The 25,217-nt window shown below is 71.1% G+C and carries 25 protein-coding genes and 1 pseudogene; 6 read left to right on the forward strand and 20 right to left on the reverse strand.

Going from position 1 to position 25,217, the window contains the following annotated elements; translation table 11 throughout:
• Positions 1-23: 23 nt before the first annotated feature.
• The 10 genes from VKN16_07375 to VKN16_07420 form a co-directional block, all read right to left on the reverse strand.
• Positions 24-1,193 carry an acyl-CoA dehydrogenase family protein gene (locus tag VKN16_07375; GenBank protein HME94018.1) on the reverse strand — a complete coding sequence of 390 codons (1,170 nt, stop codon included), beginning with the start codon at positions 1,191-1,193 and terminating at the stop codon, positions 24-26.
• Positions 1,194-1,198: 5 nt separating this feature from the next.
• The gene (locus tag VKN16_07380) at positions 1,199-1,654 is read right to left on the reverse strand and encodes a VOC family protein (GenBank protein HME94019.1); all 456 of its coding nucleotides are present in this window, start codon (positions 1,652-1,654) and stop codon (positions 1,199-1,201) included.
• Positions 1,635-2,603, reverse strand: coding sequence for a branched-chain amino acid ABC transporter permease (locus VKN16_07385; protein ID HME94020.1), 969 nt, complete (start codon positions 2,601-2,603; stop codon positions 1,635-1,637). The genes VKN16_07380 and VKN16_07385 overlap by 20 nt, the downstream gene beginning before the upstream one ends.
• The gene (locus tag VKN16_07390; protein ID HME94021.1) at positions 2,600-3,478 is read right to left on the reverse strand and encodes a branched-chain amino acid ABC transporter permease; all 879 of its coding nucleotides are present in this window, start codon (positions 3,476-3,478) and stop codon (positions 2,600-2,602) included. Before VKN16_07390 ends, VKN16_07385 begins: the two co-directional genes overlap by 4 nt.
• A 3-nt stretch (positions 3,479-3,481) precedes the next feature.
• Entirely contained in the window at positions 3,482-4,699 is a 1,218-nt protein-coding gene (locus tag VKN16_07395) for an ABC transporter substrate-binding protein (GenBank protein HME94022.1), read from the reverse strand.
• A 144-nt stretch (positions 4,700-4,843) separates the two neighbouring features.
• A complete protein-coding gene (locus VKN16_07400) occupies positions 4,844-5,500 on the reverse strand; it encodes an HAD hydrolase-like protein (protein ID HME94023.1) in 657 nt (218 codons plus the stop codon).
• 8 nt (positions 5,501-5,508) lie between these two features.
• Positions 5,509-5,970, reverse strand: a complete 462-nt coding sequence (locus VKN16_07405; GenBank protein ID HME94024.1) for an OsmC family protein — start codon at positions 5,968-5,970, stop codon at positions 5,509-5,511.
• 62 nt (positions 5,971-6,032) lie between these two features.
• The gene (locus tag VKN16_07410; GenBank protein HME94025.1) at positions 6,033-6,581 is read right to left on the reverse strand and encodes a DinB family protein; all 549 of its coding nucleotides are present in this window, start codon (positions 6,579-6,581) and stop codon (positions 6,033-6,035) included.
• Positions 6,554-9,310 carry an ATP-binding protein gene (locus VKN16_07415; GenBank protein HME94026.1) on the reverse strand — a complete coding sequence of 919 codons (2,757 nt, stop codon included), beginning with the start codon at positions 9,308-9,310 and terminating at the stop codon, positions 6,554-6,556. The genes VKN16_07410 and VKN16_07415 overlap by 28 nt, the downstream gene beginning before the upstream one ends.
• 24 nt (positions 9,311-9,334) lie before the next feature.
• The gene (locus VKN16_07420) at positions 9,335-11,956 is read right to left on the reverse strand and encodes an MASE1 domain-containing protein (protein ID HME94027.1); all 2,622 of its coding nucleotides are present in this window, start codon (positions 11,954-11,956) and stop codon (positions 9,335-9,337) included.
• Positions 11,957-12,143: 187 nt separating this feature from the next.
• Here VKN16_07420 and VKN16_07425 point away from each other — a divergent pair, with 187 nt between their 5' ends.
• Both VKN16_07425 and VKN16_07430 read left to right on the forward strand, forming a co-directional pair.
• On the forward strand, positions 12,144-12,317 hold the full coding sequence (locus tag VKN16_07425) for a hypothetical protein (GenBank protein ID HME94028.1): 174 nt from the start codon (positions 12,144-12,146) through the stop codon (positions 12,315-12,317).
• Between the two features lie 2 nt (positions 12,318-12,319).
• Positions 12,320-12,619 carry a hypothetical protein gene (locus tag VKN16_07430; protein HME94029.1) on the forward strand — a complete coding sequence of 100 codons (300 nt, stop codon included), beginning with the start codon at positions 12,320-12,322 and terminating at the stop codon, positions 12,617-12,619.
• Between the two features lie 47 nt (positions 12,620-12,666).
• Here the strand turns inward: VKN16_07430 and VKN16_07435 are convergent, their stop codons facing one another.
• A complete protein-coding gene (locus VKN16_07435) occupies positions 12,667-13,011 on the reverse strand; it encodes a response regulator (protein ID HME94030.1) in 345 nt (114 codons plus the stop codon).
• Positions 13,012-13,224: 213 nt separating this feature from the next.
• Positions 13,225-14,403: an acyl-CoA dehydrogenase family protein gene (locus VKN16_07440; GenBank protein HME94031.1), complete on the reverse strand. Its 1,179-nt coding sequence runs from the start codon at positions 14,401-14,403 to the stop codon at positions 13,225-13,227.
• An 86-nt stretch (positions 14,404-14,489) separates the two neighbouring features.
• On the opposite strand from VKN16_07440, the gene VKN16_07445 reads away from it, so the two are divergent.
• Positions 14,490-15,335, forward strand: coding sequence for a vitamin K epoxide reductase family protein (locus VKN16_07445; GenBank protein ID HME94032.1), 846 nt, complete (start codon positions 14,490-14,492; stop codon positions 15,333-15,335).
• Between the two features lie 48 nt (positions 15,336-15,383).
• Here VKN16_07445 and VKN16_07450 read toward each other — a convergent pair whose 3' ends face one another.
• A complete protein-coding gene (locus tag VKN16_07450; GenBank protein ID HME94033.1) occupies positions 15,384-16,979 on the reverse strand; it encodes a DHA2 family efflux MFS transporter permease subunit in 1,596 nt (531 codons plus the stop codon).
• Between the two features lie 44 nt (positions 16,980-17,023).
• Between VKN16_07450 and VKN16_07455 the strand changes: the two genes are divergently transcribed.
• Together VKN16_07455 and VKN16_07460 are read left to right on the forward strand one after the other, a co-directional pair.
• Positions 17,024-18,346 (forward strand): HlyD family secretion protein, encoded by a 1,323-nt coding sequence (locus VKN16_07455; GenBank protein ID HME94034.1) that lies wholly within the window; start codon positions 17,024-17,026, stop codon positions 18,344-18,346.
• Positions 18,343-19,149 carry an LLM class flavin-dependent oxidoreductase gene (locus VKN16_07460; protein HME94035.1) on the forward strand — a complete coding sequence of 269 codons (807 nt, stop codon included), beginning with the start codon at positions 18,343-18,345 and terminating at the stop codon, positions 19,147-19,149. The genes VKN16_07455 and VKN16_07460 overlap by 4 nt, the downstream gene beginning before the upstream one ends.
• Here VKN16_07460 and VKN16_07465 read toward each other — a convergent pair.
• From VKN16_07465 to VKN16_07495, 7 genes and pseudogenes are all read right to left on the reverse strand, one after another.
• Positions 19,103-19,687, reverse strand: coding sequence for a GNAT family N-acetyltransferase (locus tag VKN16_07465; protein ID HME94036.1), 585 nt, complete (start codon positions 19,685-19,687; stop codon positions 19,103-19,105). The two genes, VKN16_07460 and VKN16_07465, sit on opposite strands and share 47 nt — an antisense overlap.
• Positions 19,684-20,574 carry a TIGR03619 family F420-dependent LLM class oxidoreductase gene (locus tag VKN16_07470; protein ID HME94037.1) on the reverse strand — a complete coding sequence of 297 codons (891 nt, stop codon included), beginning with the start codon at positions 20,572-20,574 and terminating at the stop codon, positions 19,684-19,686. The genes VKN16_07465 and VKN16_07470 overlap by 4 nt, the downstream gene beginning before the upstream one ends.
• Positions 20,575-20,658: 84 nt before the next feature.
• Positions 20,659-21,048, reverse strand: a complete 390-nt coding sequence (locus VKN16_07475; GenBank protein ID HME94038.1) for a DUF488 family protein — start codon at positions 21,046-21,048, stop codon at positions 20,659-20,661.
• A 250-nt stretch (positions 21,049-21,298) separates the two neighbouring features.
• Positions 21,299-21,730: an EamA family transporter gene (locus tag VKN16_07480; GenBank protein ID HME94039.1), complete on the reverse strand. Its 432-nt coding sequence runs from the start codon at positions 21,728-21,730 to the stop codon at positions 21,299-21,301.
• Entirely contained in the window at positions 21,727-22,428 is a 702-nt protein-coding gene (locus tag VKN16_07485) for a thioredoxin family protein (GenBank protein HME94040.1), read from the reverse strand. The genes VKN16_07480 and VKN16_07485 overlap by 4 nt, the downstream gene beginning before the upstream one ends.
• Positions 22,425-22,931 carry an SET domain-containing protein-lysine N-methyltransferase gene (locus tag VKN16_07490; GenBank protein ID HME94041.1) on the reverse strand — a complete coding sequence of 169 codons (507 nt, stop codon included), beginning with the start codon at positions 22,929-22,931 and terminating at the stop codon, positions 22,425-22,427. Before VKN16_07490 ends, VKN16_07485 begins: the two co-directional genes overlap by 4 nt.
• A 96-nt stretch (positions 22,932-23,027) precedes the next feature.
• Positions 23,028-24,671 (reverse strand): annotated as a pseudogene (locus VKN16_07495) (thiamine pyrophosphate-requiring protein).
• 88 nt (positions 24,672-24,759) lie between these two features.
• On the opposite strand from VKN16_07495, the gene VKN16_07500 reads away from it, so the two are divergent.
• A partial coding sequence (locus VKN16_07500; protein ID HME94042.1) for a Gfo/Idh/MocA family oxidoreductase occupies positions 24,760-25,217 on the forward strand: 458 nt, incomplete at its 3' end.

A 25,217-nucleotide genomic window follows, 5' to 3' on the forward strand; every position in this document is an offset into this window, starting at 1 on the left:
TCATTCGTCGGCGCCGCCGGCGGCTACTCGGCGATCTTGAACATGGCGCCCTCGATGCCGAGCGCGTGCTTGCCGATGCCCTCGAGCATGCGGTCCACCGTGGGCGGCATGAGCGTCGAGGTGCGCAGGTCGCGGAAGGCGCGCTCGGCCGGGAAGTCCTTGTAGGCGCCGCGGCCGCCCACCACCTGGATCACCTTGGAGGTGACCGCGAGGCCGACCTCGGTGGCGAGGTACTTGGCCTTGTTCCCGAGCACGCCGCGCTCCTGCACGTCGGCGCCCTCCCAGCGCTCGGCGGTGTCGGCCAGCACCAGGCGGGCCGCGTCGAGGTGCGCGGCCAGCTCGCCGACGTGGCGCTGGACGGCGGGATCGTGGGACACCGGGATGTTCTCGGGCTTCACGATGCGCTGCTTGGCGTAGTCGATGGCGAAGGCGAGCGCCCCCTCCGCGATACCCACGTAGACCGCGGCGTAGCCGAGCGCGAAGCTCTCGACCACGCCGACCCGCAGGGCGGCGCCCGGGTCGCCGAGCGCGGTGTCCTTCGGCACCCGCACGCCCAGGAACGACACCGACGGGCTGAACGTCGCGCGCATCCCGAGGGTGTTCCACTTTCCGTCGGTCACGATGCCGGGGGTGTCGGCCGGCACCAGCACCTGCAGGAGCGCCTTGCTCATGTCCGAGCCGCCCTCGAGCGCGCACCAGACCATGTAGTGCGAGGCCCCGAGGGCCATGGTGCAGAAGTGCTTGACCCCATCGACCACGTAGGCGTCGCCGTCCTGGCGGACGACCGTCTCCATGAGGAAGCTGCGAGACAGGCTCACCGCCGGCTCGCTGCCCCAGCTGCCGAAGAGTTGGCCGTGGCGGACCACCCCGTCGAAGTAGCGCCGTTTCTGGGCGGGGGTGCCGAGCGCGTCGATGAAGCGCATGACCGTCGAGTGCATGTGGACGGTCATGGCGGTGTTGGCGCAGCCCTGGGCGATGGTGCGGATCACGCCGATGTAGGTCGGCATGTCGAGGCCGAGCCCGCCGTGCTCGGTGGGGATGCACGAGGCCAGCACGCCATCCCGAGCGAGCACGCGCCACGAGTCGATCGGGTTCGCGCCGGCCGCGTCGTACTCGGCCGCGCGCGGGGCGATCGCCTCGTGCGTGAGACGGGCGACCCGGTCGAGGATGGCGTGCTGGGCCGAGCCCGGCATCGAGCCTAGCTCATGCCTCCCGCCGGCGTGCGGTTGGCGGTGACGCACCGGCAGGTGCCCGCCTGGTGCAGCTCGATCATGTTGCCGAAGGGGTCGTACATGAAGATCTGCTGCGACTCGGGGCCCACCACGCCGCGGGTCACCCAGTGCTCGATGCCCATGCGGTCCAGCTCGGCCTTGGCCTCCTGGATGTCGGCCACCGCGAGGGCCACGTGCGGTCGCGAGGGATCCTTGTCCGGCCCCTGGGCGAACTTGGATTGCCCGTCCACGCCCATGAGGTGGATCTGCGCGGTACCCCCCACGTCCATCCAGAAGCCGTCGATGGTCGGGATGACCGGGCGGCCCTGGTCGGCGCTGAGCCCGAGCACGTCGTGGTAGAAGCCGTAGGCTTTCTTGACGTCGGCGGGCGACGGCCCGACGCGGATGCCGTGGTGATGCAGCTCAAGCACTTTGACGGCCATGGATACCTCCAGTGAGCGTGCCCCAGATCCCCCTGGGGAGAAAGAGGACGAACGCCGAGAAGATCGCGCCGATGACGAGGGGCCACGACTCCAGCACGAGGCTCAGGCGCTCCTCCAGGACCAGGAACGTGGCGGCGCCGACGAACGGACCGAAGAAGGTCCCGGCGCCGCCGAGGAGCGTCATCATGACCACCTGCCCCGAGGTGGTCCAGTACAGCGACTCGACCGGCACCACGGTGAGCCGCAGCGCGTCGAGCGATCCGGCCAGCCCGGCGAAGCCGGCGGAGAAGACGAACGAGAGGTGCTTGACCCGGTTGACGTCGTAGCCGCAGGCCACCGCGCGGCTGCTGTTCTCGCGAATCGCCTGCAGCACCGCTCCGAACGGCGAGTTGAGGATGCGCCTGAGGGCCAGCACCGCGACGCCCACCAGGACGTAGGCGAAGTAGTAGAAGGCGATCGTGGTGTCGATCTGGTAGTGCCACGGCCCGACGCCGAGGGCGAGCTGCGGGATGCCCCGTAGGCCGTCGTCGCCGCCGGTCCAGTCGGCCAGGTGGAAGCCGATGAAGTAGAGCATCTGGGCGAACGCCAGCGTCAGCATCGCGAAGTAGATGCCGCGCCGGCGCAGGCAGAAGAAGCCGATGATCAACCCCCCCAGTCCGGCGAGCAGGAGGCCTGCGACGAGGCCGAGCCAGAGCGAGCCCACGTGCAGCTTGGCCAGCGCGATGCCGCAGCCGTACGCGCCGAGGCCGTAGTAGGCGGCGTGGCCGAACGAGAGCAGGCCGGTGTAGCCGTAGAGGAGGTTGAAGCCCATGGCGAGGAGGCCGAAGATCAGCACCTGGGTCGCCATGGTGCGGTTGGGCACGATGAACGGGAAGACGGCGAAGACGATCCAGAACGCGAGCACCGGGTGCGCGGCGATCCGGGCCGCGATCCCGCGCCGCGCGCTCATTCGGCCAGCCCCGCCTCGCCGAAGAGGCCGCTCGGCCGCACCAGCAGCACCACCGCCATCACCATGAAGACCATGATCTCGGCGGCCTTGGGGATGAACAGGGTGGTCAGCCCCACCACCTGCCCGATGAGCAGGCCGGCCACCACCGCGCCGAGCAGGCTGCCCATGCCGCCGACCACGATGACCACGAAGGACTCGATGACCATGGTCACGCCCATCTCGGCGTAGGCCCCGCGCATGGGCCCGGCCAGGATGCCGGCCAGCCCGGCCAGCGCGGTGCCGATGCCGAAGACCACGAGCCAGACGCGCGACAGGTCGATGCCGAGGGCGCGGACCATCAACGGATCGCGCGAGCCCGCGCGGATGATCAGGCCGATGTTGGTGCGCCCGAGGAAGAAGTAGAGACCGACCAGCACCGCCACCGTGACGCCGATCAGGAAGATCCGGTAGGCCGGGAACGACATGAATCCGAGGTTGACCGCGCCGGCGAGCGCCCGCGGCGGATCCAGCGTGAGGCCGATCTTTCCCCAGATCACCTTCACGCCCTCGACGAGCATCAGCGAGAGGCCGAAGGTGAGCAGCAGCGGATCGTCCGGCGAGCGGCCGTACAGCCGCCGGATCAGGAAGCGCTCCATCAAGAGCCCGAGGGCGCCGACCATGAGGGGCGCCACGATCAGCGCCACCCAGAAGCTCTTGGTGTAGGACAGCAGGAACACGCCGAAGTACGCGCCCAGCATGAACAGCGCCCCGTGGGCGAAGTTGACCACCGTCATCAGCCCGAAGATGAGCGACAGGCCGATGGCGAGCAGCACGTAGATCATCCCCAGCACGAGGCCGGTGAAGACCTGGGCCAGGAGCGTCGACAGCTCGGGCACGAGCTAGGCTAGGCCCTTCTCCCTGCAGGTGCGATCCATCTCTTCGTTGGCCGGGATCTTCGCGACGATTTCGGCGAGTCCCCATTCCCCGTTCAGCTTCCCGGGCTCGCGGCCCTTCACGATCCACAGGTCCTGGAACGACTTGTTGTCACAGGTGCGCCACCACTGCTTGCCCTTGTAGTGGTCGTAGGTCGGGTTCTTCCGAAGCGTGTCGGCCACCGCCTCGGAGTCGAGCGACTTGGCGAGCGTGCAGCCGCGCGCGATCTCCATGACCCCGCTGAACGCATAGGCCCCGTAGTCTCCGGGAGGGGCGTTGTACTTCTTCCGATACACCTCGACGTACTTCTTGGCGGACGGCACGGTGTCCGCGAGCTCCCAGTAGAAGCTGGTGCCGCCGTAGATCTCCGCGTAGAGCTCGGGTCCGCCCTCCTTGAGCTGGGGCAACCAGTGCAGGGGCTGGGCGATCCGCATGGTCTTTTTCATTCCGAAGCTCTGCACCTGCTTGAGGAACGCGATGTTGTCGGCGCCCGGGGTCATGGAGACCAGGACCTCGGGCTTGGCGGCCTGGATCTTCGGAAGGTGCGCGGAGAACTCGGCGCTGCCGAGTGGATAGGGCGTCGACCCGAGGACGGTGCCGCCCTGCTTGCCGATCACCTCCTGGAGCACCATGTTGTTCTGCTTGCCCCACGCGTAGTCGGCGTAGATGATCCACCACTTCTTGCCGAGGTTCTGGGCGATCCAGTTGCCGACCGCGCGGCTGGTGATGGTCGGATTGAGCGCCTCGTGGAAGGTCAGCGGACTCGTATCCGGCTTGGCGCTGATCTCGTCGGACTGGCTCACCGAGATGAAGAGCACCTTGGACTTCTTGGTCTGCTCGTTGATGGCCATCTGCACGTGCGCCGCCAGCCCGCCCACGATGAACTGCACCTTCTCGTTCTCGATCAGCTCCTTGGTGCGCTGCGCGCCGACCGCCGGCTTGAGCTGATCGTCGCGGAAGAGTACCTCGACTTTGCGACCGAGGACGCCGCCCTGAGCGTTCAGCTCCTCCATGGCCAGGGTTGCGCCGCGCTGCTGGTCGGCGGCCAGCGCGGCGAACGGCCCGGTCAACGGCAGCGGGAAGCCGATCCGCAGCGGATCCTTGCTCTGCGCGCGCAGGATCGCGGGAAAGGACAGAGCGGCGGCACCGGCCGCGGTGGTTGCTAGAAATGACCGACGATCCATGGATGTGGCCTCCTCTTCGTCGAGTGAGCGTGCCTCCGGCGGGGAGCGGTGGCCGGTATGATAGGAGCGGCTTCGCAGTGTGTCAATCGTGTTCCGAGCGGGTGTGGCGGGGGATCGGCGCGGCGCGGCTCCCGCGCATCGCACTCAGTCGCGCGTGAGGAAGTCCAGGAGCGCCGGCGGAGTCTCGCAGAGCACGTCGGCGCCCGCGGCCGCCAGCTCACCCGGCTCGCCATAGCCCCAGAGCGCCCCGATCGATCGGATGCCGTTGATCTTCGCGGCCACGATGTCGCTGGCCCGGTCGCCGACCATGACCGCCTGCTCGGCCCGGATGACGCCCGACTCGATCAGATGGGCGAGCAGATCGATCTTGGCGTCGAAGCGGCCACCCGGCTCCGCCCCGTACACGGCGGTGAAATGCCCGGCCAGCCCGAAGTGCTCCACGATGCGGGTGGCCGCGTGGCGCGTCTTGGCGGTGGCCACCGCCATGGCATGTCCGCGTCGCGCGAGGGCGTCGAGCATCGCGGGGATCTCATCGTACACGCGGTTCTCGAACAGCCCGACCGTGTCGTAGCGGCGGCGGTAGTGGCCGAGCGCGGTCTCGATGAGCGCGGGGTCGCTCGTGTCCAGCAGGGTAGAGAGCGTGCCGCGGAGGGGCGGCCCGATGTAGACGGCGAGGGCCTCGTCGTCCGGACACGCGTGACCCAGCCGATCGAGCGCGTGCCGGATGCAGGCGGTGATGCCCGGGCGCGAGTCGGTCAAGGTGCCGTCGAGATCGAACAGCACGGTCGGCCGGGGGCGCATGGGCGCGGCTACTCGCCCTCGATCGAGATCTCGGTCTTCACCGAGTTGGCGATGAAGCAGTGCTCGTGGGCCAGCTGGTGGAGGTGGTCGATCTCCTCCGCGCTCGGATGCGTCTCTCCCCCGTAGGCGATGCGAGGACGGAGCGTCACCCGGCTCACCCAGACCGCGCCGCGGTCGTTCTTGCGCAGCACCCCGACCGCGTCGTCCTCGTACCGCTCCACCACGAACCCCGCTTTCATGGCCACGTGGAGGAACGTCAGCATGTGGCAGCTGGCGATCGCGGCCACGAAGGCCTCCTCGGGATCGACGCCGGCCGGATTGGAGTAGGGCGCCGGGATCACCGAGGGGGAGGGGGAGGCCGTGACGGTGACGCCGCCGTCGAAGGCCCAGGTGTGCTCGCGCGAGTAGCGGCCACGGAGGAAGCCGTCGCCCTGCAGGGCCCAGCGGATCGCCGCCTTGTGCTCAGCCATGACTCCGAGTGTGCCACCGATCGCCCGGCGGGCCCAGGAAGGCGGCCCGGCCGCGCCGCGCGCTACCAGTCACCCGCGTACTGGGTGCGATGCGGCGCGGTCTGCGCGAGGAGGCGCGCACGCCGCAGCTCCACCAGCTGGCGCGTGTGGAGCAGGTCGTGCGCGGCCCACGAGGCGAGCAGGTCCCCGGCGGTGATGGGGCCGAACGAGGCCTGGTACTCACGGCTCCAGTCGGGCGCGATCAGTCCGCCGAGCCAGGCCAGCGAGCGCTCCCGCTCGAGCAGGAATCCCGGGAGCGCTTCCGCGAGGTCCCGCTCGTTGTAGCGCCGCGCGGTGACCCAGCCGCCCGGATCGATGCGCACCCAGGCCTCCTGCGGCCGATGCAGCACGACGTCGAGCCGCGGCCGGAAGTCCTCGCGCTCCTCGTCGTGGAGATGGCACACCACCTCGAGCAGCGACCAGGCGTCGGGCGCCGGTCGCCGACGCGCCTCCTCCGCCGTCACTCCGGCCACGAGCGCCGCGATGGTCTCCGCGCCCTGGGCCAGCTCGCGGCGCACGAGATCGAGACGCACCGCGGAGCCGGTCAGGCGGCCCGGCCGGCGGGCAGCCACACGCGAAACGTGGCGCCGCCGTGGGGATGGTTCTCGGCCGAGATGTCGCCGCCGTGTGCCTCGACGATCGAGCGGCTGATCGTGAGCCCCATGCCGAGCCCCTCGGACTTCGTGGTGAAGAAGGGCTCGAAGAGCCGCGACAGCTGATCTGCCGCGATGCCCTTGCCGCTGTCGTGGATGCCGAATTCCACGTGGCCGTCGTGGGCCGCGGTCCACATCGCGACCTTGCGGACCTGCGCGGGTCCGTTCGCGGCCGCGGTGATCCCGTTCGCGAGCAGGTTCAGCATCACCTGCTGGAGCTGGATGGGATCGCCCAGCGCCGCGGGCAACGGCACCGCGGGGCGCAGCTCGAGGGTGACGTTGCGCAGGAGCGCGTCGTTGCGGATCAGGGCGACCACGTACCGGGCCAGATCGTTGAGGTCGACCGGCTGCAGCTCCGCCGGCTCCTTGCGGAGCAGCCGGCGCACGCGATGGATCACCTCGCCGGCGCGCCGATCATCCTCGATGATGTCGTGCAGGCATGCCCGCAGCTCGGCCAGGTCGGGGGGCGCGAAGGCGAGGAACCGCTCGGCGGCCTGTGCGTTGCTGAGAATGGCCGCGAGCGGTTGATTCAGCTCGTGGGCGAACGACGACGCCAGCTCGCCCATCGCGGCGACCCGGTCCATGTGGGCGATCTCGTCGAGATGACGCTTGGCCCTCGCCTCGGCCCGCTTGCGCGCGGTGATCTCGAGGCGGGTGATGGCCGCGCCGGCCGCGGGCTGCTGGAGCCGGCGCACCCGGATCTCGAACCAGCGATCCTCGTAGACCTGGCGCGACGGGTGCTCGAGCGAGCCCTCGCGCTGCTGCCCGTCCAGGACCGAGCCGACCAGCGCGAGCATCGCCGGCGCGTCGGGGTCGCCCGCCTCGATCAGGGAGCGGCAGGTCTCCACGTAGCTGGCGCCGGCCGGCACCGCGGTGAGTGGGTGGGTCGCGGCCGCCCAGGCGTCGTTGACCTGCACGATGCGCCCGTCGCCGTCGATGATGGCGGTCTCTCCGGGCGGCGCGGCGAGGACGGCGCGGGTGAACGCCTCGCTGGTCTCGAGCGCGGTCGCCGCCTGCTGGCGGGCCAGCACGCCCGCGAAGGGCTCGGCCAGGAGCTGCAGCCGGCGCACCAGATCCTTCGGCCACGCCCGCGGATCGCGAACGGTCACGAACATCAGCGCGCCCAGCATCTGCCGGCCCCGCGCGAGCGGGATCACGATCAGGGACTGCACGCCGATCTGCTCGAGGCCCCGGCGATCGTCCGCGGCCTCGGCCGGCAGGTCGTCCAGGCTGGACAGGCTGTAGACTTCCCCGGCCTCCCAGAGCCGCCGCAGGAAGGGAAACGCGTCGAGCAGCAGCACCGACGGGGGCCCCTCGGTGCCCGACCTGGTCCAGATGTGCGCGGGTACGATGGACCGGGTGCTGGGTGAGACCTCCCAGAGCGTCGCCCGGTCCACGTCGAGAAACGTGGCGATGCGACGGAGCGCGTTCTGGACCTCCTCGTCGAGGCCGACCCGCGTCTGGCTTCCGATCAGGGTCGAGACCTCGGCCAGCAGCATCTCGAAGCGCAGGCGCTCCGCCTGATCCGCCTGGGCCCGACGGCGGCGCCGACGCTCGAGCAGCAGCCCGGCGATCAGGACCGTCTGCGCGGCGAGCACGGCGCCCGCGATCGCGACCTGCCACCCGTACTGTGCCCAGAGCGTCGGCTGGCGGTAGAGCACCCGGCTCCCCGCGGGCAGCCGCGCCTCGTCGAGATGCCAGCGGCGAAGCTGGCGCCAGTCGAAGGTGGGCACGCCGGAGGCCTGGCTCCGCGTCGGGTCCGGGGGCATCGGCTCCCCGCGCACGAGCCGCAGCGTGAGCGCGCCCGCCTCGCGGCCCATCTCCTCGTAGTCCACCACCGACCCGCCCACCGCGCCGCCGCCGATGTGCGAGCCGAAGACGGTGAAGACGGGAACGCGGGCGGCGGACAGGGACGCCGTGCTCTCCGCTCCGAAGAAGCGCCGACCGGCGCCGTCGGCGAGGACGCTCGACGCCAGCACGACGGTGTGATCCGGCAGCGCGGCGAGACGGGCCAGCGTGGCCTGGAGGGGCAGTCCGGTCAGATCGATGAGGTCGAGCCGATCGCGATAGGACGACACCGCCTGCCGGCCGCGGTCGTTGTTCCGCTGGTCGCGGGCGTGGGTGCCGCCGATCAGGGCGACGTGTCGGGTGCCGGGCAACAGATCGAGCGCGGCGCGCAGCGTGCCCTCGAAATCGAACCGGACGGTCGTCGCGTGCATGCCCGGGAGCAGGCGGAGACCGGCCACGGTGCGCTCCTCCACGTCGCACGCGACGACCGGGACGCCCGGCCACAGGCTGTCGCGCGATCGAAGCAGGAAGTAGAGGGCCTCGGGCCCCACCGCGAGGATGGCGTCGAGTCGTCGCGTGTGCTTGAGGCGCAGCATCTCGCGCAGGTGATTCTCCTCGTCGGTCAGGTTGAATCGCGCGAGATCGACGTGCTCCGTCTCGACGGTGGTCCGGATCGGCTCGTCGGCCACGAGGGCGGCGCGGGCCGCGGTGGCCACCCGGGTCGAGGAGGGCTGGCCGATCGGTCCGCCGAGCAAGAGGAGGATCGATTGGCCGGGCGCGGCGTCGATGTCCGCGGCTGCGGCCGGAGGGGCCAGCGTCGCCGCGAGCAGCAGCGCGATCGACCACGCGCGCGAGCGCACGGGCCGGTCAGCGTCGAGCCGGCGTCACGGCCGGGCGGGGGCCCGGCCGTCCGAGCCGGGCAAGGTCACGCACATCGTGATGCCGCGCTCCGGATTGCGCGCGGCCCGGATCTCGCCTCCGTGGGCGCGCACGATCGTGCGGCTGATCGAGAGGCCCATCCCGAGGCCTTCCGGCTTGGTGGTGAAGAAGGGCTCGAACATCCGCTCCAGCGCCCCCTCCGACAGCATCGGGCCGGTGTCGCAGACCAGCAGCTCCAGGCCGACCGGGCAGGGCTGGATGCGGACGAGCAGCTCGTGCGGGCTCGCCGCGCCGGCCATGGCGTCGTAGGCGTTCATGAAGAGATTGAGGACGACCTGCTGCAGCTGCACCCGATCGCCGGAGACCAAGGGCGCGACCGGACTGACGTCGAGCCGGACCGCGATGGACTTGGCGATCGCGTCGCTGCGAAGGAGCGCGACGACCTCGCCGACCACGGTGCGCATGTCCACCGCCACCGGCTGGGACTCGCTGCGCTTGAGCAGGCTCCGCAGCCCCCGGATCACGTCGCCACCGCGCTTGCCGTCCTTGGCGATGTCGCCGAGGATCTCGTGCAGCTCGGCCAGGTCCGCGTTCCCGCGGTCGAGCAGCCGCTGCGCGGCCTGCGCGTTGCTCACGATCGCGGTGAGTGGCTGGTTCAGCTCGTGTCCGATCGAGCCGGCCAGCTCACCGACCGCGAGCACCCGCGCCGCGTGGGCGAGGCTCTGCCGGTGCTGCTGGGCTTCCAGCTCGCTGCGCTTGCGCCGGGTGATGTCGTGATGCGTGATGACCGCGCCCCCCGCCGGCCGCTCCAGCGGCACCGCCAGCATCTCGGACCAGCCGCTCTCCTGGCCGCGCGGCCAGACGTACTCGATCGAGAAGCCCCGGCTGGTCCCGGCGAGCAGCGGCTGCAGGCCCTCGAGCGCGACCTGGCCTTCCGGGATGCCCAGCCGGGCCACCCCGCGGCAGGCCTCGAGGTAGTTGCCGCCTACGAGCAGCTCGGTCAGGAGCGCGCCCGCGTGGGCGCGGGCCTGACTGGACCAGGCGTCGTTGACCCGGAGGATGCTGCCGTGTCGATCGACCACCGCGACCGCGCCGGTCAGCGACGCCAAGACCGCCTGATTGAGGATCTCGCCCTCGCGGGCCGCGCTGTCCGCCCGCTGGCGCATCACGGAGGCGGTGAGGATCTCGCCGAGCAGCCGGAGACGCTCCACGATGCCGCCGGACCAGGCGCGCTCGGCGCGCAGGGTCGACAGTCCCAGCAGACCGATGTGGGTGCCGGAGGCGGCGAGCGGGACCATCACCGCCGACCGGATGCCGAGCCGGCGATAGCCCGCGCGGTCGAGGGCGGCCTCGGCGGGCAGATCGTCGACACGCGCGAAGCGGACGACCTGGCCGCGGCGGATTCGCTCGCGCGACCACGGGAAGTCGTCGTTGAGGAACTGGGCGGGCGGCGGCGCGATCCCGGGCCGGAACACCACGTTCGTGACCTGAACCGATCGCCCGTCGCTCGCCGGCCGCGCGATCGCGGCCCGGTCCACGTCGAGGAAGTGGAGGATGCGCTCCAGCGCGCCCCGCGTCGCCTCGTCGAGCCGCTCGACCGGGCGGTCCGCGAAGTCGGCGGACACCTCCGACAGCAGCCGCTCGAATCCGAGCTGCTCCCGGAGCCGCCCCTCGGCCTTCTCGCGCTCGCGGATGACCGCGGCCAGGAGCATCAGGGAGACCGCGGTCACCCCCATCACGATGAAGAACTGCAGGGAGAACGTCTGGGCCGCCTCGGGGCGCTCGACGAGGGTCTCGAGCAGCCGCGAGGCGCCCATCGTCATGCAGAAGGTGACCGCGAAGAGCGATCCGCTCACGCCGGCCGGGCCGAAGCGCACCGCGGCCCACAGCAGGAGCGGCAGCGGCGTGTACATGAGCGCGGGGATGTGGCTCGGCTCGGAGACGCCGATGAGCAGCCCGGCCACGGCGAGCCCGAGCACCAGGCCCGTGGCCTCGGTGAGACGGCTGGCCAGCGGGCGACGGAACCAGGCTCGGCTCCAGTTGATGCCGAGCACGAGGATCGGGGTCACCACGAGCACGGTGAGCGCGTTGCTCGCGAAGCGGATGGCCCACGCCGGCCAGTAGCGGATGCCCTCCGGCCACGCGGAGGCCACCCACATCCACACGTCGGCGAACGAGGCCACGAACGGGGCGAACCCGGCCGCCGCCGCGATGAACACGATCACGTGGCGGAGGTTATCGAAGTCGATGCGGGCGCCGAGCAGGCGGCGCACCAGGACCGCGCCGAGCACGGCCTGGCCGCAGTTGGTGGCGAAGAGCCCCAGCAGGAGGGGCAGCGGGAAGTCCGCGCGCAGCGCGGTCACGAAGTGGACCGGGAACGTCGCGAGCAGGTACACCGCCCAGCGGCGCGGAGACGTGGCGAGCAGGACCGAGAGCAGGATCGCATTCGGGGGCCAGAGAATCGACGGGCCGCCGCCGGGGAACTTGGCCTGGAAGCCGACCTGCATGCCGACGTAGTACGCGGCGGCGGTGAAGACGGCGAGCAGGAGCGGACGGCTCGTCCGCGCCAGATCGGTCAGGCGGGAGCCACGCCCCACGCGGTCGAGCAGTAGCGCGAAGGCGCTCACGGGTCGTCTTCGGTACCGGGTGCTGTCGTCCCGAGTGTCATTCAGGGCAACGGGTTCGCGCGCGGCGGCTCTTCCTCCTCGCCCTCCCCGACGCCTGGAGAGTGCGAGTGTCAATCAATTGGCGGGCAATGTCAAGACAGCCGCGCCCGCCGAGCCCTACCATGCAGAGCGAGGAGAGCGTGTGGACATGTTCAAGGTGGGGGATCAGGTGGAGCGACGCGAGTGGATCGGGATGACGAAGGGACAGGTCGTCGAGGTGACGTGCGCCGACGCGACCGTCGCGGTGGAGTGGCAGGTGGGATTTCGGCTGGCCGGCACGAGGACGACCGAGCGGGCCGGCGATCTCAGGAAGTCGGTATGACCATGCGCCCTCCACCCGCTCGCCCGACGCGCACGATCGCATTGCGTGAGGTCTACATCGAAGAGAAGCCGGGTCGGCTGACCGCCGTCTTCGTCCTGAGCGCCCGGCCCGATCGCCTCTGGGTCGACTTTTTCAGGGGGCGCGCCTGGTACAGCATCTACGATGCGGCTTCCGCGCGCTTCTCGGGCCGGCGAGCGCGGGTCGAGCTGCTGCGACGCGAAGACCTCGCCCCGCTCAGCGCGTCGATGGAGCGGTTCATCGAAGGCGCGAACCTCGACGCCGAGCTGTCGGGGCTTCCCTAGCGTCGGAGCCCGGGGCGGCGATCGCCGGCCCCGCCGATCGTCCATCGTCAGATGTCGGCGAGCGCCCGTCCGATCGCGCCGATGAGGGCTTTCTCGTCGAACGGCTTCCGGAGATAGTCCACCGCGCCGGCCAGCCGCGCCCGCTCGCGTGTAAGGACAGTGTCGTGCGCGGTGATGAAGATGATCGGGATCTGCCGCGAATCGGGCAGCCGCTCGTGCACGTCGAAGCCGCTCAGGTCGCCCAGATGGATGTCCAGGACCAGGCAGTCGATCCGCGCCAGCTGGGAGGAGGACAGGACCTCCTCGGCCGATCCGAAGGTCTCCACCGAGAAGCCGGCGGCCTGCAGGAGCCGACGGAGGGCTCGCAGGATCGACGCATCGTCGTCCACCACGCCGACGGTCGCCCGCCGTCCGTTCGGCGCCGGACCGGCGTCGGGGACCAGGAAAGTGGGCTCAGCCCTCTGCCGATCTGGAATGACGGTGGCCTCCCGCCCTGCCGGCGGTTGGGGTCGATACAATCGTCTCGGCCGATCAGATGTAGCATTTCCCGCCGTCCCACCCTATGGGACGAAGGTCCTACAGGGGTGGGCCGGCTCCCGCCGCGGCTACTGGAACTCGAGCGTCGCCGCGCGCAGGCCGCAGAGCAGCTTGCCGGCGGTTTCGAGACACCGGTCGTTGGCGGGCGGCATCACCGGCCCGGCCAGCGCATCGCGATGCCAGCGCTCGAGCGGCATGTCCTTCAGGATGCCCCGGCCGCCGGCCAGGCGCAGGGCGCGCTCGGTGGCCATCAGGCCCACGTCGGCACAGTAGGTCTTGGCCTGGTTGACCGCGAGCATGGTCGCCTCGCGGTCGTCCGCCATCTTGACGGTCGCGGCCTCGTGGAGGAGGAGCCGGGCGGCGCGAATCTGGGTGCCGACCTCGGCCACCGTGCGCTGCACCAGCGGGTGATGGCTGATGGGCTCGGTGGACGGCCGCTGGATCTTGGTGCGGGCGTACTCGGCCATGTACTCGAAGGCGGCCTCCCCGATACCCAGATAGACCGCGGCGTAGCCGAGCGCGAAGCCCTGCAGGTCGATGGTGAGGTACTGGCCCGGGCGGCCCACCACGTTCGCGGGATCGACCACGCAGTCGTAGCGAATCGTGTGGCTGATGGTGCCGCGCATGCCCGTTGCGTTCCACGTGCCCTCGATCTTCACGCCGGCGTCGCGGCTCGGGATCATGGCCGAGACCACGCCCTCGCGAGCGCTGGTCTGGCCCTCCAGGATGCCGGTGACGAAGAAGTAGTCGGCGGCGTCACCGAGCGAGCAGAACTGCTTGACCCCGGCCACCCGGTAGCCGCCGTCAACGGCGGGCCGGAACACGGTATTGAGCACGAACTTGTCGCGGAAGCTCTGCTCGGGCTCGCTCGTGATCGAGGCGATGCGGGCGCCTCGGCCCACGATCTCGCCGAAGTAGCGTCGGCGCTGCTCCTCGGTGCCCAGCGCGGCCAGGAAGGTCGTGACCGTCGAGTGCATGTTGAAGGTGAGCGCGGTGGCCGAGCAGCCCTTGGCGATCTCGCGGAGGGCGTGCACATAGGTCACCGGGTCAGCGCCCACTCCGCCGTACTCGCGCGGGACGGTCAGGGCCAGGAGGCCGGCCGCGTGGAGATCGGCGTAGTTCTCGTAGGGGAAGCTCGACTCCGCGTCGTACCGGGGGGCCCGCGGGGCGAATCGCTCGCGGGAGAGCGCGGCAGCCCGCTCGACCACGCGGCGCTGCTCGGCCGTCAAGGGTGGGAGCGGGAACACGGCCCCGCTAGCCTAGCGCCACCGCGGGGGCCGCGCAACCGCGGGCGCGCGGCCCGCCGCCGGCGCTGTGGTACTGTGATCGCGACATGGCGGTGCGACGGCGCAACGTGGCGGTGACGAGGCCGGCAAAGCCCGACTACGTCGTGGTCGGGCTCGCGGCGGCCGGCTTCGCGATCGCGGTCTACCTCACGTGGCTCAAGTGGTCGGGCGGCAACGCGACCTTCTGTCTGTCGGGCAGCGGCTGCGACGTCGTGCAGGCCAGCCGGTACGGCACGCTGCTCGGACTGCCGACCGCGCTGTGGGGCGCGCTCCTCTACCTGGCCATCGGCGCCCTCGCCGCGATCGGCTTCACCGCGACCCGCTGGGACTGGGCCTTCTGCCTCGCCGCGGCGGGAGTCGGCATCTCGGTCTATCTCACCGCGCTGTCCATGCTGATCATCCACGCCACGTGCGCGTACTGCCTCGCCTCCGGGGTGATCACGCTGGCGGTCCTGCTCGCGCTCTGGCGGCGGCGCTCCGATCTGCCCGGGCGGAGGATGAAACTCTCCTCGGTGATCGGATACGCGGTGGCCCTCGCGGTGCTGGCCCCGTTCGGGGCCGCGTTCATCTTCGCGATGCCGGAGGGCGGCAGCGCCGCCTTCGAGGCCGCGCTGGCCCGCCACCTGCGCGACCAGGGCGCGGTGATGTACGGCGCCTACTGGTGTCCGCACTGCACCGAGCAGAAGGCGCTGTTCGGCGACGCCGCGAAGGACCTGCCCTACGTCGAGTGCGATCCGAAGGGCGTCAACCCGCGGCCCGACCTCTGCGAGAAGGCCGGGGTGAAGTCGTTCCCCACCTGGGTCATGGGAGACAAGCGCCGCGAGGGCGTGCAGACCCCGCAGGCCCTCGCCGACTTCTCCAGCTTCAAGGAGCCGACAAAGCCTTCGAGGTGAGATTCGCCCTCACCCTGCCCTCTCCCCGGAGGGGAGAGGGAGAGGGGGTCAGTGGGCGCCCGGCGCCGGCCGCGTGCGCACCCGCTTGAGCAGCATCGCCAGCGGCATGCTGCACACCGCGAGCACCGTCATCAGCCGGAAGTTGTCCACGAAGGCGAGCAGCGTCGCCTGCTGGACCAGCGTCCGGTAGAGGATCCCGAGCGCCTGCTGGGCCGCCGCGCTCGGCCCCACCTTCGGAGTCAGCGCGCGGCGCAGCGTCTCGAGCTTCTCGGCGAACATCGGATCGTACGGGGTCATGTGCGCCACCATGACGTTCTGGTGGACCTGCGCGCGCCGGGCCAGCAGGGTCGTGGCCAGCGAGATGCCGACGCCGCCGCCGAGATTGCGCATGAGGTTGTAGATGCCGGTGGCCCCGCCCATCTGGTCGCGCCGCAGCGTCCCGAACGACAGGGTGGAGAGCGCGATGAAGATGGGCGGGTTGGCGAGGCCATTCAGGAAGGTCACCGCCGCGATGTTCGACCACGCGACGTCGAAGGTGAGGCGGCTCAGCCACACGCCGGACAGCGCGAGCAGGCCGAAGCCGCCCGCGATCAGGATGCGGGAGTCGATGATGCCGATCAGCCGTCCCGCCACCAGGGCGGACAGCAGCGCCCCCACGCCGCGCGGGCTGGTGGCGAGGCCGGCCTCGAGCGCCGGGTAGCCGAGCAGGGTCTGCAGGAACAGCGGGAGCATCGCGGTGGTAGCGTAGAGCACGATCCCCATCGCGGTGATGAGCAGGGTGCCGAGGGCGAAGTTGCGGTCGGCGAGGATGCCGAGGTTGACGATCGGCTCGTCGGCCACCAGCTCGCGCACGATGAACGCGATCATCGCGGCGCACGACAGGGTGATGGTCCAGCGGATCCACTCCGCGGCGAGCCAGTCCTCCTGCTGGCCCTTGTCGAGCACCACCTGCAGGGTGGCCAGCCAGATCGCCATGAAGGCGAGGCCCCAGTAGTCGATGCGGCGGAGGGCGGCGCGCTGCAAGTACGGCGGATCCTCGATGAAGGTCTGGGTCATGAGCAGGGCGATGAAGCCGACCGGCAGGTTGATGTAGAAGATCCACCGCCACGAGTAGCTGTCGGTGATCCACCCGCCGAGGGTCGGGCCCAGGATGGGCGCCACGATCACGCCCATGGAGTAGGCGGCCATCGCGCGACCGCGCCGCGCGGGGGCGAAACTCTCGAGCAGGATCGCCTGCGCGATGGGCTGCAGGGCGCCCCCGCCGATGCCTTGCAGCACGCGCGCGAAGATCAGCATCCCGAGGCTGTTCGCGGCCCCGCACGCCGCCGAGGCGAGCGTGAAGATGACGATGCACACGAGCAGGAAGCGCTTGCGCCCGAAGACCGCGCTGAGCCAGGCGGTGGTCGGCAGCACGATCGCGTTGGAGATGAGGTAGCTGGTGAGCACCCACGTGGCCTGCTCGGGCGTGGCGGAGAGGCTGCCCGCGATGTGCGGCAGCGCCACGTTGGCCACCGAGGTGTCGAGCACCTCCATGAAGGTGCCCAGCATCACCGACAGCGCGATGAGGACCGGGCTCGAGCGCGGCCGCCACTCACCGGCGGCGTCCGCGGCGGACGTGGTCGGCGGCGCGTTCTCGTTGGCCATCGCTTGACGGGTTCGGTACCGCCCGCCATTATAAGCGCAACCCAATGACGGACCTCGACCAGGAGGGGATTTCCCGCCGCCTGCGCGCGCGGTTCGTCACCTATCAGGAAGCGCCGCCCCGTCATCGTCTCGCGGTGCTCGCGGTCGCCGCGGCCGTCGCGCTGTCGCTCGCCTACGGCGTCTACGTCTGGTACTACTGGCGGCACCACATCTCCACCGAGGACGCGTTCATCAGCGCGCACATCGCTCCCATGAGCGCCCGGGTGCCCGGCACCGTGAGCGAGGTGCTGGTCAACGACAACCAGGACGTGAAGGCGGACCAGGTGCTGCTGCGTCTCGACCCGCGCGACTACGAGGTCGCGGTGGCCCAGGCGCGCGCCGCGGTCGCGTCCGCGAAGGGCGACCTCGAGAGCGCGGTGGCCAACGTGCCGCTCACCGAGGATTCGACCCGCAGCCTGGTGCAGCAGGCCGACGCCGCGCTCGGGGCCTCCCAGCACGGCAGCGAGATGGCCACGCACGATCTCGACGAGCGCCGCGGTCAGATCGCGGCCAAGCAGGCCGCGGTGGCGGCGGCCGACGCGGCGGTGCGCTCGGCGCAGGCCGACTACGATCGCAGCAAGGCGGACCGCGACCGCATCGCCGAGCTGGTGAAGAACGGGCTCGTCGCCCAGCAGGACATGGATCACGCGGAGGCCACCTACCGGACCACGGAGGCCACGCGGGACGCGGCCCGCAAGCGGCTCGACCAGGCGCGCAGCGAGGTCGCGCAGGCCGAGGCGTCGCTGCGCACCCAGCAGGCCGCGGTGGCCCAGTCGGTGCGGCGGGTGGACGAGAGCCGCGCCTCGCTGGAGAACGCCCGCAGCCAGCGTCAACAGGTGCGGCTGCGGCAGACGCAGGTCGAGGCCGCGCAGGGCCGGCTCTCGCAGGCCCTCGCGAACCTGCAGCAGGCGGAGCTGAACCTGGTCTACTGCACGATCCGCGCGCCGATGCCCGGGCGCGTGGGGCGGCGATCGGTCGAGCCGGGGCAGGTGGTGACGGTGGGCCAGGCGCTGCTCACGGTGGTGGACCTCGACGACGTCTGGGTGGTGGCCAACTACAAGGAGACCGAGCTGACCCACGTGCGCCCCGGGCAGTCCGCCACCGTCACGGTGGACACCTATCCGGGCAAGACGTTCAAGGCGCGCGTCGACTCCATCCAGGCCGGCTCGGGCGCGGTGTTCTCGCTGCTCCCGCCCGAGAACGCCACCGGCAACTTCGTCAAGGTGGTGCAGCGGGTGCCGGTGAAGCTCGTGTTCGAGCCCGGCGAGAACTCCGAGCATCTCCTCGTGCCCGGCATGTCGGTGGTGCCGGTGATCGCGATCCGATGAAGATCGATCTGCTGCTGATCCCGGTGGGCGCGCGGTATCCCGAGATGCGCGCGGCCGCGCGGGCCGCCGAGGACGCGGGCTACGACGGGGTCTGGACGTGGGATCACCTGCGCGATCCCGACGGGGCCGCGGAGGCGGGCGTGCCCGAGGCGTGGACCACGCTGACCGCGCTGGCCGAGGCCACCCGGCGCATCGCGCTGGGCCCGCTCGTGCTCAACACCGGACTACGTCATCCGGGCCTGCTCGCCAACATGGCGGCCACGCTGCAGCAGGTCTCGGGCGGCCGGCTGCTGCTCGGGCTCGGGGCCGGCGCGACGCGGTCGATGGCGTACGCTCGCGAGCAGGAAGCGCTCGGCATGACCATCCCGGGCGATCGGCTGCGCGCCGAGCGCGTGGCCGAGACCGCGCAGGTGCTGCGGCGGCTGTGGAGCGGTGATCCGTCGAGCTTCGCGGGGACGCAGTTCCGGCTCGACCGCCCGTCCGGCTATCTGCGGCCGGATCCGCCCCCGCCGATCATCGTGGGAGGATTCGGCCCGCGCATGGCCGCGATCGCGGGCCGGTACGGCGACGGGTTCAACACCCAGGCGATGCATCCCGATCTGGGCGGGCTCGGCCGGGTGGCGCGCGAGGCCCACCAGGCCTCCGGCCGGGATCCCGCGCGCTTCAGCCTGACCGTGTTCGCGGGGCTCAGCGAGCGCTGGCTGCGCGGCGACACCGCGGAGCGCGCCCGTCTCGCGCGGCTCGACGTGGACCGCCTTATCTTGTTAACCCAGCCGCCCTACTCGGTTCCCGCCCTGCGCTAGTCTCCCGCCCGCTCCCCTCCCGGGGAGAAGGCAGGGTGAGGGGGAACCGGTATCCCTTCACCAGCACGTCCGCCGCCACCTCGTAGTCCAGACGCGCGTCTCGCACGAACCCCACGTGCTCGTAGAGCTGCATGGCGACGCTCATCATGTCGGCGGTGTGGAGGATCAGCGCCGCCGTCCCGCTCGCGCGCGCCCGCCGGATGCACTCGTCCATCAGACGCCGTCCCACGCCCTGTCCACGCGCCGACGGCGCCACCGCGAGCAGTCGAACCTCCGGATGCGCCAGCCGACTCGACGTGCCGCGGCCCGGATTGGCCGTGTCGGCGCCCGCCGGCTGGAGCAGCACGCTCCCGACCAGCGCGCCCCCGGCCTCCGCGACGATGGTGATCTCGGGCGTCGCGTCGGCGAGCGTGGCCACGATGTTCCGGCGGTACTCGCGCCACAGCCGCGGCGGCAGGATGGCCGCGTATTGCTCGTACGCGGCCAGCGTCACCGCCTCGATCGCGGGCCGATCGGCCTCCCTCGCGCTGCGGATCACGCCGCCGCGGGCTTGACCTCCGAGGCGAGCCGCTCCATCGCCCGCACCATCGCGGGAATGCTCGCACGCGGCAGATCGAAGGTCATCCACTCGGCGCCCAGGCCCCGCACCCGCTTGATGTCGGCGGCCACTTCCGCCACCGAGCCCTGAAACGCGGCGCGCCCGCTGCCCTTCGCCCCGTCGGTCAGGTCGAGCAGGTTGCGCGGGGCCAGGCCGAGCTTGTCCCGCCGGCCGGTGCGGCTGGCCAGATCGCGCAGCGTCGCGTAGCCCTTCTCGATATCGTCGAGGCCGAGCGCGAGCGGATGCCACGCGTCGCCCAGCTCCGCGCAGCGTCGCACCGCGGGGCCGGAGATCGCGGCGGGCGAGCCGCCCACCCAGATCGGCGGGTGCGGCCGCTGCGCCGGGCGCGGCGAGAACGTGGCGCCCGAGAAGCTCACGTACTTGCCGTTGTACTGCGGCACGTCGGCCGCGAACGCGGCCTTGATCGCCCGGATGTAGTCGTCGCTCAGGCGGCCCCGCTCTGCGAACGGCAACCGGAGATCCACGAACTCGGCCTCGTCCCAGCCCACCCCGACGCCGAAGATGAAGCGGCCACCCGAGGCCTGATCCACGGTCGCCGCCGCCTTGGCCGCGACCAGCGGGTTGCGATAGGGCAGCACGATGACGCTGGCGCCCAGCTGGATGCGGCGCGTGCGCCCGGCCAGGAAGGCGAGCAGCGAGAACGGATCCGGCCAGTGACCGCCGTAGTGCTGCGTGGTGGCCGGCTTGGCCAGGATGTGGTCGGGCACGAAGACGCCGTCGAGACCGAGCGCCTCCGCCTTCGTGGCGAGGGACTCCGCGTCCGCCACCGTGAGCTGCCAGATGGGAAGTACCACGCCGTACTTCATGGGCCCCTCCTGTGGGTAGGCTGGCCCCGAGGCTACACGCTCGGCCGCGCGCGGACAACCGCCGGGCGGCCGGCGCGGGACGTCTCAGAGGACCTGCGCGCCGTGCTCGCCGAGCAGGGCGCGCAGCAGCGAGCGATGGCAGCGGCGCTCGTCCTCGCAGTAGCAGCCCACCGAGAAGTCGGTCGTGCGGGAGAGCGCGGCCAGCAGGCCGATGAGTCGCCGGGTCGCGGGCTGCCGCATCTCGCCGCGATAGCGGCGGGCGTAGCGCGCCCAGCGCGCGTCCGTCCACGGCTTGGACAGCGCGTAGGAGACCAGCGGCGCGCTCGGGGCCAGCTCGGGCAGCCACGCGTCGTAGTAGTCGCGCGCGCCGTAGTCGGCCTTGCGCACCCCGCGCGGCGGTCGCCGCACCGTGCCGATGCGCAGGCCCTCGCGGGCGGCGCGCGGCGTGCCCAGTCGAACGATCCGTACCGCCATGATCTCTCTCCCCCGGCCGCGCGGCATCCGGCTCTCGCGGGCCCCGCCCCGCAGGCCCGCGAGGCCGGCGGGCAGCAGCACGATCACGATCAGATCACACCCAGCCCGAGCATATACAGGATCTCGGACAGCAGACCGAGGAACACCGCGCCCGGCGCGAAGACGGCGATCTTGATGCGGTTGGTGTCGATACCGAGCGTCTCCGCGCGCTCCTCGTCGGCCCACTTCGCGGGCCGGCGCCGGCGCGCGGTCAGCCACCCTGGCCCTGATAGAGCAGGATCCCCGCGGTGATGAGGGCGACCGCGAGCAGGCGGCCCCACGTGAACGGCTCGTGGAGGAGCAGGAAGCCGGCCAGGAGCACGGCGAGCGTCGAGGTGCCGCCCATGACGAACGACGATGTGACGCGCAGGCCGTGCTGATACGCCAGGAGCCCGAACAGATCCACCGAGGCCGCGGCCATTCCCGCTCCGAGCAGGAGCCAGAGGCTCTCGCGCGTGAAGACGGTCTCGTGGCCGCGCATCTTCATGACGAGGAGCACGGCGAGGTTGACCGCGAGGGCCCCGGTGGTGATGACGATCGCGCCGACCACCGCGCTGATGCGCGCGGAGGCCAGCTTGAGGAAGATGGTCCAGGTGGCCGCGCCCAGGCCGGCGAGGATGGCGAACGCGATCGCGCGATTCACGGGAGCGATCCGATCGCCCGCTCGTAGAGGGCGGAGAGCATCTCGTCGATCGCCGCGAAGGCCCACACCGCCGAGAGGGGCGACTGATGCATCGCGGCCCACTCTCGCATGAAGCGATCCCACGCGTCCTCACGAGTCTCTCCGGGCCGGGAAGCCTGCATCGCGTCGGCGATCCGGCCGTGGTGGAAGACCGCGGGCCGCTCGATGAAGTGGTAGAGATACTCCATCGCGCCGGTGTAGAAGACCGCCACCGGGATCGACTGGTACGTCCGCCCGTCCTGCTCCCGCAGGAACGCGTTCATCAGGTCCGCGTTGGGGGACTCGGCCGGGTTGGCCCGAGACCCGCGCCCGACCCGGGCGCCGTCGCGCGGGAAGATGCGCAGCTCGAGCCCTCCCGCCTCGGCCAGCCGCGAGAGCATCGGCACCGCGCGGCGACAATCCGACGACCACTCCTCGGCGATCGCCAGGATCTTGGCGGGCCCGCGCGGCTGAGAGGCCAGCCACCGGATCGCCGCCGCCTGATCTTCACGGAGCCGGAGCCCGTCGTGCCAGCCGCGCAGGATCGCGCTCCAGTCCATCCGCTCCGGGCCGCGCCACCAGCCCGCCTCCCGCGCGAGATTCGCGGGCGTCCCGATGAAGGCGAGGTACTGCTCGAAGGTCATGCCGCGGGCGAAGCGCGCTGCGGTCACCACGCTCATCGGCCGGCCGCGATCTTCCGCTCGAGGAACCAGCAGAACCAGCCGCGATAGCGCTCCTGCAGCTCGGGCTTCATCCAGTCCTTGCCGGTGACGACGCGACGGCAGCGCGGACTACCGCAGCGGCACGCAAGCGTGTAGTCGCCGTCGTCGGTGGTCGCCCAGTCGATGGTGAGCTCCTCGCCGGGGGCGATGTCGCGCATCGCCACCAGCACGATCTGGCCCTGGATGGCGAGGTTGGGATCGCAGGAGTGGTTCGTGAAGAGCATGCTCCCGTCGCGGTGCTCCCGGTCGACCGGGGCGATGACGAGGTCGTCCGCGATCTGGATCTCGGCCGGACCGAGCGCGGGCTCGAGCGCGGCCCACCGGGCGGCGGTCAGCACGTGGCCGCCCTTGACCGCGACGATCTCGCCGGCCGCGATCGCCGCGCGGGCGAAGAGGCCGCGACCGTGAATCGGGCTGGGCCGCACCTCGGTCCTGGGCGATCGATAGGTGAGATCAGACATTTGGCGCTCGCCGACGCTACCCCGCCCTGCCGGCGCCCCTCACCCTGCCCCCTCCCCAGAGGGGAGAGGGAAAGGGTGAGGGGAGGGAGGCGGGGCCTACTTGAACATCGAGAAGTTGATCTCCTTCTCGGTGATGAATTCGAGCAGGACCGGGGTGCCCTCGCGGGTCTTGGCGATCCCGCGCTTGATGGCCGGAATGATCTCGCCGGGCTCGGTGACGCGCTCGCCGTGGCCGCCGAAGGCTCGGGCCATGTCCGCGTAGTGGCCGCTGATGTCGGTCGACCGGTACTTCTCGGTGGCCGTCTTCATGATCGGCAGCTCGATGGCCATCGAGAAGTTGTTGAGCAGGACCGAGAGGATCGGGATGCGCTCGCGCACCGCGGTCTCGAAATCCATGCCGGTGAAGCCGATGGCCGCGTCGCCCCACACGTTGATGCAGAGCGCCTCCGGCTTCGCCAGCTTGGCGCCCATCGCGAGCCCCAGACCGTAGCCGAGCTGAGTGGTCTTGCCCCAGCCGATGTAGGTGAGCGGCTCGGTGCTCTCCCAGAACGGGGAGAGCTGATCCCGCGGGCTGCCCGCGTCGTGGGTGATGATCGTGGTGGCGGGGTCGACGGTGCGCAGCAGGTCCCAGATCACCCGGTACGGCGAGAGCGGCTTGTCGCCGGACGTCAGCTTGGGCATCCACTGGGCGAGCCATTCCGCCTTCATGGTGGCGATCTGCCGGGTCACCTCCGCCCGGCGTCCGCGCGGCTTGCCCTTCAGGCGGTCGCGCACCTCGACGAGCAGGGCGTCCAGCACGAGGCCGGCGTCGCCGATCACCGCGTGCTCGGCCACCACGTCCTTGTTGAGATCGGCGACGTCGACGGTGGAGTGCACGATGGTCTTGCCCTTCGGCATCGCGACCCCGTAGTTGGTGGTCGAGAAGCTGCAGCCGATGCCGAAGATCACGTCCGAGCTCTTGAGGAACTCGAACACCGTCTTGGGCATCGACCGGCCCCCCGAGCCGAGCGAGAGCGGGTGCGTCTCCGGGAACGCGCTCTTGCCCTCGAGGCTCGTGGTCACCGGCGCCTCGAGCAATTCGGCCAGCTCGCGCAGCGCCTGCCATGCCCGCGCGTAGTGCACGCCCTGGCCGGCGTAGATCACCGGGCGCTCGGCCTCGACGAGGATGCGCGCGGCCTCGGTCACCGCGTCGGGATCCGGGGCCACCCGGGTGCGCGGCGTCGGCTTGTAGGCGAGCGGCTCCGGCACCTCCTCCTGATAGACGTCGACCGGGATCTCCACCAGCACCGGGCGCGGGCGGCCGTTCTTGACCTGGGTGAACGCGCGGCGCATCGCGTCGGGCACCGCGTCGCCGACCACCACCTGCTCGCACCACTTGGTCACGTTGCGGTAGTTGATGAACGAGTTGAAGTTGGGCGGGATGTTGGTGATGCGGCGCGGGTAACCGCCGGGCAGCACCACGATCGGCACCGAATCGCCGTAGGCCTGGGCCACCCCGCCGAAGGCGTTCTCGGATCCCGGTCCGTGCTGCATCGTGAACACGCCGATCTTCCGGCCGGAGGTGATGCGGCTCACCGCGTCCGCCATGTGGAGCCCGGTCCGCTCCTGACGCACGATGATGGTGCGGATGTCGGCCTGGGCGGCCGCCTCGATGATCGGGTTCACGGGATAGCCGATCAGAAAGGTGGTACCTTCGCGCTTCAGGATCTCGGCGACGGCGGCGACCGCCTTCATGGGAGCGTCCTCCTCTGGACGTGCTGTAGGATGTGGCCGACTCTAACTCAAGACGCGGGTGAAGGGAATCCGCCGGCGAAAGGATCGACGAGGCATGGCACGGAAGACGTATCGCGTGGGCGTCATCGGGCTCGGCTTCGGCCGCGCGCACATCCCGGCGTTCCAGGCCAGCGGCTGCGAGGTGGTCGCGGTCTGCCAGCGCAACCAGGAGACGGCGCGCGCGGTGGCCGAGCGCTACGGGGTGCCCGGCGTCTTCGAGCAGTGGGAGCGCATGCTCGACGAGGCCCGGCCCGACATCGTGGTGATCGCCTCGCCGCCGAGCCTCCACCGGGAGATCGCGCTGCGCGCCTTCTCACTGGGCGCCCACGTGCTGTGCGAGAAGCCGCTCGCCATGACCGCGGCGGAGGGCCGCGACATGGTGGACGCGGCGGCCAAGGCCCAGCGGGTGGCGATGACCGGCTTCAACTGGCGCTTCGTGCCCGCGATGCAGCGCTTCCACTCGCTGGTGGAGGAGGGCGCGGTGGGGCGGCTCTTCCACGCGGGCGGTCGCTG

It is taken from the genome of Candidatus Methylomirabilota bacterium (genome assembly GCA_035315345.1).
In the GTDB taxonomy this organism is placed as follows: domain Bacteria; phylum Methylomirabilota; class Methylomirabilia; order Rokubacteriales; family CSP1-6; genus CAMLFJ01.